This is a genomic window from Pedobacter boryungensis (assembly GCF_013204825.1).
Lineage (GTDB): Bacteria > Bacteroidota > Bacteroidia > Sphingobacteriales > Sphingobacteriaceae > Pedobacter > Pedobacter boryungensis.
The window spans coordinates 1,088,749-1,104,243 of the sequence record NZ_JABMKV010000001.1 but is presented as its reverse complement, the minus strand read 5'-3'; the positions used below and the strand labels follow the sequence as shown (position 1 = coordinate 1,104,243).

9 protein-coding genes are annotated in these 15,495 nt (G+C 35.5%); all 9 read left to right on the top strand.

Translation table 11 applies throughout. From position 1 onward, the window contains the following. Positions 1 to 10: 10 nt before the first annotated feature. Positions 11 to 862 carry a hypothetical protein gene (locus HQN85_RS04805; RefSeq protein ID WP_173269334.1) on the top strand — a complete coding sequence of 284 codons (852 nt, stop codon included), beginning with the start codon at positions 11 to 13 and terminating at the stop codon, positions 860 to 862. 25 nt (positions 863 to 887) lie between these two features. Continuing rightward, positions 888 to 1,553, top strand: a complete 666-nt coding sequence (locus HQN85_RS04800) for an outer membrane beta-barrel protein (protein ID WP_173269332.1) — start codon at positions 888 to 890, stop codon at positions 1,551 to 1,553. Between the two features lie 85 nt (positions 1,554 to 1,638). Next, complete coding sequence (locus tag HQN85_RS04795) at positions 1,639 to 4,113, top strand: glycoside hydrolase family 95 protein (protein ID WP_173269330.1); 2,475 nt, start codon at positions 1,639 to 1,641, stop codon at positions 4,111 to 4,113. A gap of 3 nt (positions 4,114 to 4,116) precedes the next feature. After that, entirely contained in the window at positions 4,117 to 6,660 is a 2,544-nt protein-coding gene (locus HQN85_RS04790; RefSeq protein WP_173269328.1) for a glycoside hydrolase family 95 protein, read from the top strand. Between the two features lie 149 nt (positions 6,661 to 6,809). Continuing rightward, positions 6,810 to 8,957 carry a glycoside hydrolase family 31 protein gene (locus HQN85_RS04785; protein ID WP_173269326.1) on the top strand — a complete coding sequence of 716 codons (2,148 nt, stop codon included), beginning with the start codon at positions 6,810 to 6,812 and terminating at the stop codon, positions 8,955 to 8,957. 1 nt (position 8,958) lies between these two features. Beyond that, positions 8,959 to 10,134 (top strand): alginate lyase family protein, encoded by a 1,176-nt coding sequence (locus tag HQN85_RS04780; protein ID WP_173269324.1) that lies wholly within the window; start codon positions 8,959 to 8,961, stop codon positions 10,132 to 10,134. Between the two features lie 10 nt (positions 10,135 to 10,144). Next, on the top strand, positions 10,145 to 12,016 hold the full coding sequence (locus HQN85_RS04775; protein ID WP_173269323.1) for an alpha-L-fucosidase: 1,872 nt from the start codon (positions 10,145 to 10,147) through the stop codon (positions 12,014 to 12,016). A gap of 2 nt (positions 12,017 to 12,018) precedes the next feature. Then, a complete protein-coding gene (locus HQN85_RS04770; protein ID WP_173269321.1) occupies positions 12,019 to 13,215 on the top strand; it encodes a glycoside hydrolase family 88 protein in 1,197 nt (398 codons plus the stop codon). A gap of 147 nt (positions 13,216 to 13,362) precedes the next feature. After that, positions 13,363 to 14,799, top strand: a complete 1,437-nt coding sequence (locus HQN85_RS04765; RefSeq protein WP_173269319.1) for an alpha-L-fucosidase — start codon at positions 13,363 to 13,365, stop codon at positions 14,797 to 14,799. The last annotated feature ends 696 nt before the right edge of the window (positions 14,800 to 15,495 follow it).

Below are 15,495 nucleotides of genomic sequence, written 5' to 3'. Positions count from 1 at the left end.
AATTTATATCATGAAAAAAATAAAAATAACATTTAATAGACTAGTGGTGCTGGTTGCTCTTAGTTTATTTATATCGGGATGTAGCATGTTTGGTTTAGATCTTCAACAAGATTATGATTATAAAAAATCAATCCTTCAAGAAAATGTGAACATGACTGCATGGGCCTATTTGAAATCGAGAGCGGATGGAAATAATCCAAATGATACCGTTTTTAGATGGATGAAGAAAGCAATTGATTATTCTGAAATTGATACGTTGGAATATACAAAACCAAATAGAACATATATCTTTTTACATAACGATGCAATTAGAAGAGTAAATGGTTCACAAACCTTACAATCAAACTGTTTTTTTATCGATTATCCGACAATAGTTAAAAATCCAGATGGAACTATAAAATTCACTACACCTACTTCTGGCATTCCAACTACTTCAGCTGGTACTAAAAGCTGGAAAGATTATGATAAAGAAACGGTGAGGAAATATCTATTGTATCTAATTGGATTAGGAGATTATAATTATGATAACCTAACCCCATCAGGTGTAGATATTCAGTCATTACTGCCTGCTGGTAGTGTTGCAACAAAAGAAACCCGATTAGGATATATGGTTACACCATCCACTACTCCTGGTTTTACAACGGCAAGTACAGGCACACCTGCAGTATTTGCTTTTAATTATACTGGTACAGGAACAGCACCTACAGGTTTTGATCCAGAAGGTAAGTTTAATTTAAAGGTGTCTAATACGGCAGATTCTAAAGTGTTTTTTAACGGAGGTTTAATCGTAAGATCATCGAACTATAAGTGTACCAATGGCACTATACATGTTTGGGGAGTTACAGTTCGTCCATCTAGATAATTCATTTTAATTAAAATATAAACAAATGAAAAAACTTTTAATCCTCATAACCATACTAATAGCTGGTCATAGCTTAATGGCCCAAAAGACAAAGTTTGGTGTAAGAGCTGGTTTAAATTTCCCATCCTTACAACCTAGAACTAGTTTTAGTCCCTCTTCAGAGTATAAAATAAGTGCTAAATTTTTACTTGGAGTTTTTACAACTACCCCTGTTGGCAAAGCCACAACTTTACAAACTGGTTTAAATTTTTCAGTAAAAGGAAATAAATCAGTAGAACAACATAATAGTATTTCTTTCGGTTACCCAGTGCCATACACTACTGAGCGTAATATCAACTTAGCTTATTTAGAACTTCCTGTTAACTTGCTTTACAATAAAGAAGTTAATTTAGGAACAGTATATATAGGTGGCGGAGTTTATGGCGCATATGCTATCGGAGGTAGAATAAGATCAATTGACAAAAGAGATATCTACATTAAAAGAGGTAGTGCAGAAAGTATAGAATTTGGCGATCAACCAACCGAGTTAAAATCTGGAGATTATGGGCTTAATGCTTTAGCGGGTTTCAGATTGAAGAACGGAATGTTTATTGACTTAAATTATGGATTCGGTTTAGCCAACATTAGTAATAATGATAACTTTAAATCACATAATAGAGTAGCCGGATTTTCACTGGGATATCTATTTTAAAATTAATTATTTTAGCAAAAAGGCCGCCCATTAGGTGGCCTTTTTAGTATGGCTACTAGCTACTAGTTTTTATTAAATCATTAATATGTTAAAAAAGACCTTAGTTTTTGGCATTTGGATTTGCCTTTCTGTTTCTGTTTTTGCGCAAAACAAACAAAATGATGCTGCTCTAAAGTTATGGTATTCAGCACCCGCTGCGAATTGGAATGAAGCATTGCCAATTGGAAATGGCAGGTTAGGAGCAATGGTTTTTGGTAATCCAGCTAAAGAACAATTGCAATTAAACGAAGAGACAGTGTGGTCGGGTGGGCCTAATCAGAATATTACTGCAGAATCTGGAGCAGCAATCCCTGAATTGAGAAAATTGATTTTTGAAGGGAAATTTGAAGAGGCACAAGCAATTGCTGATGTGAAAATGTTCCCGAAAAAAAACAGTGGAATGGTGTATCAAACCGTAGGGGATTTGTTTCTTGATTTTAAAGGTCATGAAAAAGCTAAAAACTATTATCGGGATTTAAATATCGAAAAAGCGGTAGCAACAGTTACTTACGATTTGAATGGTGTACATTATAAAAGAGAAATATTTTCATCTTTTACAGATCAAGTAATGATTGTTAGATTAACAGCCAGTAAACCTGGGCAAATTTCTTTTACCTCTTCGCTAGCTTCGCCACAAAAAAGTGAACAAAAAATAAGCAATAGCAAGTTAATTTTAAATGGAATAACATCAGATCACGAAGGAGAAAAAGGACAGATTAAATTCGAATCGCAAGTTAAAGTTGTTAACCAAGGCGGTACTATTACAGCAAAAAACAATACCTACGAAGTCAAAAATGCCAATTCTGCTATTGTCTATATTTCTATCGCTACTAATTTTAAAAAGTATAATGATCTCAGTGGAAATGCAGCAGAGAAAGCGGCGAAATTTTTAAACAAAGCTGTGCTTAAAAATTATGATGTAGCCTTAAAAGAGCATATTCAATTCTATCAAAAATACTTTAATCGCGTAAAATTAAATCTTGGTGTTTCTGCTGCGGTAAATAAACCTACCGACCAACGTATTTTAGAATTTGCAAAGTCGAATGATCCGCATTTAGCTGCGCTTTACTTTCAGTACGGACGATATTTATTGATTTCTAGTTCACAACCAGGTACTCAGCCAGCTACTTTACAAGGAATATGGAATGATAAATTACTTCCTCCTTGGGATAGTAAATACACCATTAATATCAATACAGAAATGAATTATTGGCCTGCCGAGGTTACCAATTTAACCGAACTGCATGATCCTTTATTTAAAATGGTAAAAGATTTATCCATCACCGGACAAGAAACGGCGAAAGTAATGTATGGCGCTAAAGGTTGGGTTACACATCATAATACAGACTTATTTAGAATTACAGGACCTGTTGATCGTGTTTTTCCAGGTTTATGGCCTATGGGTGGAAATTGGTTGAGCCAACATTTATGGGATCATTATCAATTTACGGGCGATAAAAATTTTCTAAAGCAATATTATCCAGTGTTAAAAAGCGCTTGCGAATTTTATTTAGCTATTTTACAAGAAGAGCCTTCTCATAAATGGCTGGTAGTTGTACCTTCAGTTTCGCCAGAGAATACGTATGTGGAAGGCAAAAGAATATCTATTTCAGCTGGTACAACAATGGATAATCAATTGTTATTCGATTTATTTACTAAAACGAGTAAAGCGGCATCAATCTTAAATTTAGATGCTGATTTTAGAAAGAAATTAGGTTCGACACTAGATAGATTAGCACCAATGCAAATTGGAAAATATGGTCAGCTACAAGAATGGCTAACTGATTTAGATCGTGTTGATGATAAACACCGTCATGTATCACATCTTTATGGTGTATATCCAAGTAATCAGATTTCGCCAAACCGTACACCAGAATTATTTGATGCTGCAAAAACTTCTTTATTATATCGTGGTGATCCAGCAACAGGATGGTCTATGGGCTGGAAAGTAAATTTATGGGCAAGGTTTTTAGAGGGAAATCATGCCTACAAACTCATTGCAGATCAATTAAGATTAGTGGGGAGTAAACTCGATACGGTAAACACAAAGGGTGGAGGTACGTATCCAAATTTATTAGATGCTCATCCACCATTTCAAATTGATGGAAATTTTGGTTGTACAGCTGGTATAGCCGAAATGTTGCTACAATCTCATGATGGCGCAGTGTATATTTTACCGGCATTGCCTGATGTGTGGGCTAATGGAGAAATTAGTGGTTTAATTGCTCGTGGCGGTTTTGAAATTGCAATTGCTTGGAAAAATGGACGGATAGCTCAATTAAAAATTCAATCTAAATTAGGAGGCAATTGTCGCTTACGGTTAAATGATTCTCAAATAGATAAAAGTAAAATTCCATTTAAATTAGCAAAGGATAAGAATTCAAATGCTTTTTATGAAATGCCGCAAATCAAAATGCCGTTAATTTCAAAAGAAGCTAAACTAAATAAAGTACTTATCCCTAAATCAACCGATTATGATTTACCAACTGTAGCCGGTAAAACGTATACTTTTAATTTTTAACAGATGAAACGTTTCCTTTTTCTAGCCTTAGTATTTTTTACATTTTCTGCATCAGCACAAGTAAAAGACCCACTTAAACTTTGGTATACTGCACCAGCAAGAGTTTGGGAAGAAGCGTTGGCTCTGGGGAATGGAAAAACTGGAGCTATGGTTTTTGGTCGAGTTAATAAAGAACGGATTCAGTTAAATAATGCAACACTTTGGTCTGGTTATCCCGATGGAGGTAATAATCCAAAAGGAAAGGAATTTTTACCAAAAGTTCGCCAGGCAGTTACCAATGGAGATTATGGTCAAGCTGCAACGTATTGGAAAAATATGCAGGGAACGTATTCTGCAAGGTATTTAACCATGGCCGATCTATTTTTGGATTTTGGGTTAAAAGACTCAACTGCTATCAATTACAACAGAACTTTAGATTTAAATACTGCGGTTCATACAGTAACCTATCAAATTAACGGGATAAACTATAAAAGAGAAACGTTGGTGAGTTATCCAGATCGTGTGCTGGTAATTAGAATTACTGCCGATCAAAAGAATGCTATTAGTTTTACAACAAGTTTAACCAGCAAATTACGTTATCAAACCAATGCAATCCAGCCAAATTATCTTGTTTTAAAAGGAAAAGCACCTAAACATGTTGCACATCGTACTACCGAACCTCAACAAATTGTGTACGATGATAAAGAGGGAATGACCTTTGAAGTTCATGTTAAAATCAAAAATGAAGGTGGAACTGTGATGCCTTCGGGTAATGAGATTAAGGTTTCGAAAGCAAATGCAGTTACCATTTATTTAACAAATGGAACGAGTTTCAATGGCTTTGATAAATCACCTGGTTTAGCAGGAGTGAATCCATCTATTGAAGCGAAAGCAAATTTAAAAAATGCAGAACTTAAATCATTTTCGACTATAAAAGCTGCGCATCTGGCGGATTATCAGAAATTGTTTAATAGAGTAAGTTTTAATTTAAATGCGGATGCTAATTTGAGCAAATTGCCGACAAATATTCGCTTATCACAACAAGGACAAATCGGAAATGATCAGGGTTTACACACACTTTATTATCAATTTGGAAGGTATTTAATGATTGCCAGCTCTAGACAAGGAAGTCAGGCAACAAATTTACAAGGGATTTGGAATGATGCAGTTCAGCCACCATGGGGAAGTAATTATACTGTAAACGCCAATACGCAAATGAATTATTGGTTAGCTGAAAATACCAATTTATCAGAATTGCATCAACCCTTACTCGATTTTATTGGTCGACTAGCTAAGAATGGAGCAGTAACAGCAAAAGTAAATTACGATATTAATAGCGGGTGGGTGGTTCATCATAACAGTGATATTTGGGCTAAAACATCACCAAGTGGCGGATACGATTGGGATCCTAAATCAGCAGCTCGCTGGTCGGCATGGCCAATGGGTGGCGCTTGGTTAAGTACTCATTTATATGAACATTATCTTTTTACTGGCGATAAAGTTTTCCTAAAAGAAAAAGGGTATCCTTTAATGAAAGGTGCCGCAGAATTTATGCTCAATTGGTTAGTGGAAGACAAAAATGGCTATTTGGTTACTAATCCTTCTACTTCGCCAGAAAATGTTTTTAATCTAAATGGAAAAGATTTTGAGATAAGCATGGCTACAACCATGGATATGAGTATCATTAGAGAACTTTTTGCCGATTGTATTTCATCTGCCAAAGCGTTAGGCATAGACAACGAGTTTACTGATCGATTAATTAAGGCGAAAGCAAAATTATACCCTTTTCACATCGGGCAATACGGGCAATTGCAAGAATGGTTTAATGATGTAGATAATCCGAAAGATACACATAGGCATTTATCACATTTATTTGGCTTATATCCTGGTCAACAAATTAACCCATTAAAAACACCCGAATTGGCAGCTGCAGCCAAACAATCCTTACTACACAGAGGTGATGTAAGCACAGGTTGGTCTATGGCTTGGAAAATTAATTGGTGGGCAAGATTGTTTGATGGAGATCATGCGTTAAAAATTTTAAAAACAGGTTTAACCTTAATAGATCCTGTTAAAAGTACAGAAGTAGCCATGACAGGAGGGGGAACTTATCCGAATTTATTTGATGCGCATCCACCATTTCAAATTGATGGCAACTTTGGGGCAACTGCTGGTATTACCGAAATGCTGTTGCAAAGCCAGAATGGCGAACTTTATCTATTGCCAGCTTTGCCAAAAGAATGGAATGTAGGTGCAATTAATGGGATTAAAGCAAGAGGTAACTTTACAGTAAATATAAATTGGAAAGACAATAAAATAACGAAAGCTGTTATTGTTTCTAATATGGGCGGTAATTGCAGATTAAGAACAACAATTCCAGTTAAAGTTGTAGAAACAACAGCTCATACAGCCACAGGGGTAAATTCAAATCAACTCAATAGTTTTGCAAAAGCAGAAGAGTTTAAGAAAAATGGAACTGCTAAATTAGTAGATTTAGCTATTGCTAAAAGTTATGTGATTGATTTTGATACAATTAAAGGTAAATCGTACACAATTATACCGTTGTAGTCATTCAACTATATACTCCTATTATTTGAAATCCATCTTTTATTGATGCCAAAATAATTGAATAAAGTGTATAGTAGATGGAATGAAAAGAGGGTAAAAATTCTTTACTTGCTTATCTTTAGTCGAACAACCAAATGTATAAACCTGTCATGAAACTTAGAATTGTACTATTCTCTTGTATACTTTTTTTTGCAACAATTTTTAATGGAAACGCACAAGAAATAGCATGGACACAGGTTGAACCTGGAGTTTGGAAAGGTGTATTTGGTACTCCCGAAGCATACGATTTATTAAAAGCATCAGGTGCTACACCAAACCACGAATCACTTACTAAATTAGGTTCAACTCCATTTCCTTTTGCACACCAATCAATCGTAGCACAACTAATAGATGGAAAAACCTATTTAAGAATTCCGCTAGATAAAACCGAACAGTTATATGGTTTTGGTTTAAATTTTCAAACCGTACATCAAAGAGGAAAGATATTAGAATTGCATGTAGACCATTACGGAGGTAAAGACAATGGCAGAACGCATGCGCCAACACCTTTCTATATTTCTTCTAATGGATATGGGGTTTTTATCAATTCGGCCAGATATCTTAAAGTTTGGACGGGTACTGGAATGCGAAAAGACAGTAAAAATTTCCCTACACCAAAAGATAGAAATTCTGATAAAACATGGTCTTCCCGAAACAATGGCGATGAAGTAGAAATTTTAGTGCCTTCTGCAGGGATAGAATTTTACGTTTTTGGAGGACCAAAGCCTTTGGATGCCATTAAAAGATATAATTTATTTAATGGAGGTGGGTATTTACCACCAAGATGGGGTTTAGGTTTTACGCAACGTGTCATGACCCGTTCAACTGCAGCTGATGTAGAAAAAGAAGTAAATAGTTTTGAAGAAAAAGGATATCCGCTAGATTTTATAGGATTAGAGCCAGGCTGGCAAAGTAAAGCCTATCCAGGAACTTTTTCATGGGATAAAAACAGATTCGCTGAACCCGCTAGTTTTGTGAAAAGCATGTTGGCAAAAGGTATTCGATTAAATCTTTGGATCAATCCGTATGTATCTCCAGATGCTCCTTTTTATAAAGATATTAGACCATTAACAGGTTCGCATACCGTTTGGCTAGGCGCAGTTCCAGACTTTACACTCCCTAAAGCACAAAATCTATTCTTCAATCAGCTAAAAAAAGATCAAGTTGATATTGGTATAAGCGGATATAAAATTGACGAAGTTGATGGTTATGATCACTATTTATGGCCAGATGTGGCAACTTTCCCATCGGGAATTAGTGCCGAACAAATGCGCCAAACCTACGGATTATTAATGCAGCGATACTCTGCAGAAATGTTTAAAAATAGTAATAAACGCACTTTTGGTTTAGTAAGAGCGTCTAACGGCGGGGGGACTTCATTTCCTTATGTAATCTATAATGATTATTATAATCATGAAGATTTTATCACAGCACTCATTAACAGCGGTTTCGCTGGCGTACTGTGGACCCCTGAAGTTAGGGCTTCAAAAACTGGAGAAGAATGGTTGAGAAGATTTCAATCTAATGTTTTTTCGCCTATGGCAATGATTAATGCATGGGCAAGCGGCACTAAACCATGGACCTATCCTGACGTAGAAAAACAAGTAAAAGAGTATGCTTTATTAAGAATGAGGATGATGCCATATTGGTATACCGAATTTGCTAAATATCATTTTGAAGGCACACCGCCTTTTAGAGCAATGAGTTTAGAAGATGGTTTTAAACAAGAAGTAAAAGTAGAAACTGGCAACGTTAATTTAGAAGAAAATCCTTATGCGGAAGCTGTTTCTAAAGAAATAAAAGATCAATATATGGCTGGAGAGTATTTATTGGTTGCACCGATGTTTACTGGCCAAACGCAGCGTAAAGTAGTTTTACCAAAGGGAAAATGGTATGATTTTTACACAGGTGCTTTTGTTGGCGATGGACAAATAATAACCGTTACACCGGGCTTAGATAAAATACCAGTATACGTTAAAGATGGCGGAATTATTCCGATGATGCCCGCTGTATTGCATGCACCTAAATTAGGTGAGAAAGTAGATTTAGAAATCCGTCATTATGGAGAAAAAACGAATGAGTATAACTTATATGACGATGATGGAGAAACCTTTGGTTTTGAAAAGGGACAATTATCTTGGCGAAAAATTAAGGTCGAACGCTTGAAAAATGGTCAATTGAAAGGCAGTATTTCTGCGCCTGAAAAAGGAAAACCAAATACCATTGGTAAAGTAAGTTTCACATTTATGACGAAATAACATGACGTTAAAAATTAACCATTTGCTGTTTTTATTTTTTGTTTTTGCTTTTACAGCTAAGGCAGATCAGAAAGATGATAAATATACTGCTGAAGTAAGTAAGGTACTGAGAAAGCAAATTTTAGCAGAAGCAAATTGGGCATTATCGCAATCACCAATAACAGTTACTGCAGAAACCTCGCCAAGAAGCGCAGGAACTAAACATGATTTTTTTTCAGAAGGAGATTATTGGTGGCCAGATCCAAGTAATCCAAAAGGACCTTATATTCAAAAAGATGGATTAACTAATCCAGATAATTTTGTAGCACATCGTTTAGCAATGATCCGTTTTAGTAAAGTTATCGGAGCACTAGCATCAGCCTATAAAATTACAGGAGATGAAAAATATGTTAAACATGCGTTTGTGCATTTAAAAGCATGGTTTGTAAATGCTGAAACCTTAATGAACCCTAATCTTTTATTCGCACAAGCGATACAAGGAAGATTTACGGGAAGAGGAATTGGAATTATCGATACCATTCAATTAATGGAAGTTGCGCAAGGCGTTTGGGTCATGCAAAACTCAAAAGTTGTAGATAAAGCAGCACTTGCAGAAATTAAAAAGTGGTTTGCTAACTATTTAATATGGCTAACTACCCATCAATACGGTAAAGATGAAATGAATGCAGAGAATAATCACGGAACGTGTTGGACCATGCAAGTTGCATCATTTGCTAAGTTGACTGAAAATAAGGAGTTACTTAATTTTTGTAGAGAACGTTTTAAAACAGTGCTTTTACCAAATCAAATGGCAACAGATGGCAGTTTTCCGAGAGAGCTAAAACGTACAAAACCTTATGGGTATTCATTATTTAATTTAGATGCAATGACCACGCTTTGCCAAATATTGTCTGATAAAGAAAATGATTTATTTGCGTTTAAACTTCCAGATGGAAGAACCATGAAAAAAGGAATTGAATACATGTATCCTTTTGTTGCAGATAAATCGACATGGCCTTTTCCTAAAGATGTAATGTATTGGGATAATTGGCCCGTAGCACAACCTTTCTTAATATTTGGCGCAAAACAATTTAAAAATGATGCATGGCTAAACACATGGAAAAAATTAGACCATCAACCAAAAGTTGAAGAAGTGATACGAAACTTACCCATAAGAAATCCATTGATTTGGTTATAAAACACACGTAATGAAATTCAAGAAATCCCTTATTCTTTTAACCTTGTTGTCCCTTCATTTCATGGCTTTTAGTCAGGTAGCAGGCGATGAAGACAAAGAAATGTTTAACCAGTCTAAAAACCGTGATCAAAAAGCAATTGATGATGCAGTAAATACCTGGTGGACAGCTTCAATGAAAACACACGAACAACGTATTCAATGGTGGAGAGATGCCAAGTTTGGGATGTTTGTACATTGGGGTATTTATTCTTTACCTGCCGGAGAATGGAAAGGTAAAAAAGTAGGTGGTTATGCAGAGCACTTAATGCGCAAAGAAAAAATAACTCGAAAAGAATATTTGGATGTTGCTCATCAGTTTAATCCAGTTCTTTTTGATGCAGATAAATGGATTTTAGATGCTAAAAAAGCGGGAATGAATTATTTCATCATCACTGCAAAACACCATGATGGTTTCGCCATGTTTGATTCTAAAGTATCGGATTTTAATATTATGGCGCAAACTCCATTTAAAAGAGATCCAATGGCAGAATTAGCCGCTGCAGCTAAAAGACACGGAATGAAGTTTGGTTTTTACTACTCTCATGCTTTTGATTGGGAGCATCCAGATGCACCAGGAAATGATTGGGAATACAAAAATCCAGGAGGAGATTTAGGATTATACGGCGGCGTAAATTGGTACACAGAACATCCAGAATTATTGCAAAAGGCAGTTAAATATGTGGATGAAAAAGCAATTCCGCAGATTAAAGAATTGTTGACGAAGTACCACCCAGATATTTTATGGTTTGATACACCACAAAAATTACCACTCTCAGAAAATATAAGAATTTTAAAAGCAATCAGAGAGGCTGACCCAAATGTTGTAGTAAATGGAAGATTGGTAAGAAATGCCAATGCTAATTTTGGAGATTATAAAAATACTGCCGATAGACCAGCAGAATTTTACCCTGTTGATGGTGATTGGGAAGCTATTCCTACTACAAATGAATCGTATGGCTACAGTAAATACGATGACTCACATAAATCATCAGGATTTTTTATTCAGCTTTTAGCCAAAGCCGCTTCAAGAGATGGAAATCTTCTATTAAATATTGGGCCCAAGGGAGATGGTTCTTTTGATACAAAGGATTCTAAAATACTAAGTGGAATTGAAAAATGGGTAGCAAAAAATTCAGAAAGTATTTACAAAACTCATAAAACGAGTTTGCCATTACAAAGTTGGGGCGTAACTACACAAAATGAAAAGAAACTGTATTTACATGTATTTAATTGGCCTAAAGATGGAAAATTATATGTTGGAGGTTTAAAATCAAAACTAACTAATGCGTACTTCCTAACTGATTCTAAAAAATCTAAATTATCAATTCAGCCGATTGGCGATAATGATTTCTACATCAATGTTCCAAAAAACGCCCCTGATACTGCCAATACTGTAATTGTACTTCCTTTAAATGGCAAACTCAAAACCGATAACTTACGGTATGTAAGTGCAAATGCTGGTTTAACCAGATTATTGGCCTTTGATGCTGATTTAAGTAAAGGATTTAAGTTTGGAGATGGAAAAACAGATCGTTTTTATGTAGAAGGTTGGGAGAAAAAAGAGCAAGAAGTGAAATGGGATTTTAGGACAACGTTTCCACAAAAGTTTAAAATCATCATCAAATATTTAGCGGGTAAAGACAGCGGAGGCAGCTATACTTTTAAAATTGATCAACAAGAAATTAAACAAAACGTAGTAATTGGCGATGCGAAAGTTGTTTTACAAAACATTAGTGAAATACAATTAGCAAAAGGCATACATCACATTACCATTACCCCAACTACCATTTCCAAAACTGAATTAATGAAACTATTAGAAGTGCAGTTAATCCCTATAAATTAAATATGAAGAAAGTAAATTATAGCATTATTACAATAGCTTTACTGGCATTACAAACTACTGTTTCTGCACAAGAAGTAAACGTAAAAAAAGCATTTCAACATGCAGCTACCCAAACAACGTTGTTATTACAAGAAGTAGAGAAAGCTGCCGATCCCGCTAAACCAGAACTAATTTCGCCAAGAACATTAGATCATGGAAACCTAAAACTAGTTGCTACTAGAGATTGGACAAGTGGATTTTTTCCGGGGGTGCTTTGGTATTTAGATGAATATTATAAAACAGCTCAATGGAAATCAGCTGCCCAAAAATTCACTACCTATATGGAAAAGGAAAAAACCAATGGCACCACACACGACATGGGTTTTAAAGTTTTTTGTAGCGTTGGCAATGCATTTCGTTTGACAGGAAGTGCTCACGATAAAGACGTAATTATAGAAGCTGCAAAAACATTGGCTACTCGTTTTAATCCTAAAACGGGCGTAATATTATCTTGGGATCACAGTCGTGATAAATGGGTAAATCCAGTAATTATAGATAACATGATGAACTTAGAATTGCTATTCGAAGCCACTAAACTAACAGGCGATTCATCATTCTATAAAATTGCAGTAAGTCATGCCAATACGACAATGAAAAATCATTTCCGTGAAGATTTTAGCTCCTATCACGTAGTAGATTACGATCCTAAAACTGGCGAAATATTAAAGAAAACAACACATCAAGGCTATAGCAACTCATCTGCTTGGGCACGTGGACAAGCGTGGGGTTTATACGGTTACACCATGTGTTATCGCTATACAAAAAATCCAATTTACTTAAAGCAGGCAGAAAATATTGCCAAATTCATTTTTAACAATCCAAATATGCCAAAAGACTTAGTGCCGTATTGGGATTTCAATGCACCTCAAATTCCTAATGAACCAAGAGATGCATCAGCTGCTGCTGTTATTGCTTCAGGTTTATACGAATTAAGTAAATACAGCAAACAAGGAAGCGATTATTATAAGAAAGCAAACAAAATTTTAAACAGTCTAAGTACCGCATATATAGCACCAATTGGCACAGCTAAAGGTTTTATATTATTACATAGCACAGGTTCAAAGCCCTCAAATAGTGAGGTTGATGGTCCTCTTAACTATGCCGATTACTATTACCTAGAAGCCTTATTAAGATACAAAAACTATAAATCAACCAAATAAAAAGCATATCGTCATTGCGAGGCATGAAGCAAACCGTACATAGAGAGCTCACGAATACTAATAAAACAATAAACATAGTAAGAGTAATCTTAAAGTTTTAGATATAACATTAAATCGATGAACAATACAATTAAAAACATAAACCACATGAAATCTAAAAAAATATTCTTCGCATTACTATTATGCTGCGTTTACAGCTTTAGCAATGCACAACAAACCGAGCACGATAAAAAAATGGAATGGTGGCGAGAAGCCCGTTTCGGAATGTTTATTCACTTTGGAGTGTATGCACAAATGGCTGGCGAATATAACGGTTACCAACAAGCTAGGGGTGGTGCAGAGTGGATTATGAATAGAATGAAAGTTCCTGTTTCAGTATATAAAGAAGTGGCAAAACAGTTTAATCCTGTAAAATTTAATGCCGATGAATGGGTAAAGATGGCAAAAGATGCAGGTATGAAATACCTGATTATTACAGCAAAACACCATGATGGTTTTGCACTATTTGATTCAAAAGCAAGTGATTGGGATATCGTAGATGCAACACCGTATAAAAAGGATTTGTTGAAACCCTTGGCAGCAGCTTGTAAAAAATACGGCATCAAATTAGGTTTTTATTATTCTCAAGCACAAGATTGGGGAAATGCAGGCGGTGCTGTGGCGAGAAAAGTAATGGCAGAAGGTTGGCCAAATCCAGATAGCACTAAAATTAACGCTTATACCGAAGCACACAAAGGTCATTGGGATCCAGTTCAAGAAACATCTACTTTTGATCAATATATAGATAGAGTATCAGTACCTCAGGTTAAAGAATTAATGACTAATTACGGTGATATTGCAGTATTATGGTGGGATACCCCAACAAATATGACCGACGCAGCAGCTTTAAAACTCCAAGCAGCCTTAAAATCACAACCAAACATCATTACAAATGATCGATTAAAACGTCCTAATTTTCCTGGAGATACCAAAACCCCAGAACAAAAAATACCAAACTTAAGTGAGTTAGATGGTAAAGATTGGGAAACCTGTATGACTATGAATGGAACCTGGGGTTTCAGAAACTCAGATACCAATTGGAAATCTTCAACCACATTAATCCGTAATCTGGTAGATATTGCTTCAAAAGGAGGGAATTACTTATTAAACATAGGCCCAAAACCTGATGGCTCATTTCCAGAAGCAAGTGTAGAACGTTTAAAAGATTTAGGTGCTTGGATGAAAACATACAATGAGGCCATTTATGCTACCCACGCTAGTCCTATTCAAGCCCAAACTTGGGGCAGAGTAACCAGAAAAGATCATGCAAATGGTAATACAACTTTATACCTTTCGGTTTTTGAATGGCCCAAAAACGGCGAATTGGTAGTGAAAGGCTTATCAAATGAAGTATTATCAGCTCAATTACTAAACAACGGAAATAAAGTAACGTTCAATAAAGCAGCAGACCAAGTAACTTTAAAATTGCCAGCAACAGCTCCAAATGCAGTAGCTAGTGTAATTAAAGTAGAAGTAAAAGGAAATATGCAAACATGGTTTGGCGAGTCTGGTAAAGAAAAAATGAAAACAGGCGCTATAGATTAATTGCTAAATAACAAAAACTAAAATAAGCAGCAAATGCGCAGATTAATTTATTTAATCTGCGCATTTGTGGCTTTAAAACTATCTTGTATTTTCTCAGAAAGCAAAATCAACATTCCACATCAAAGCCAGCCCTGCTTTTCATTACAATCTTTTTTTAAGCACAACCACAAATCCTATGCTCGTCTTTGCGAAGTGCAGCTACGTGCAATCTCAATAATAGCTGCAACAAAAAAAGGATTTCCATTTCAATCAGGTTTAAAAAACTCAACGCATCAGTAATCAGTTCCTATAAATAACTGGAGTTGCTACTGGAACCAATACCCTTATCGCCTCGCTCGTCATTCCCGCGAAGGCGGGAACCCTAAAGCCTATTAAATTGCATTACGATACCCAATAAAGTTGGGTATGACGCAACATCCCTATGTCAAAGAGAAACCTAGCAATGTAAAAGGAAAATTGACTATGTCAAAAAGAAATCCAGCTATGTAAAAAAGAAAACTATCAATGTAAAAAAGAAACCTATCAATGTAAAAAGGAAATCGACGTATGTCAAAAAGAAATTTAACTATGTGAAAAGGAAACCTAGCTATGTAAAAAGGAAAATTGACTATGTCAAAAGGAAATCTGCCTATTTAAAAAGGAAAACTATCAATGTAAAAAGGAAACCTATCTATGTAAAAAAGAAAATTGACTATG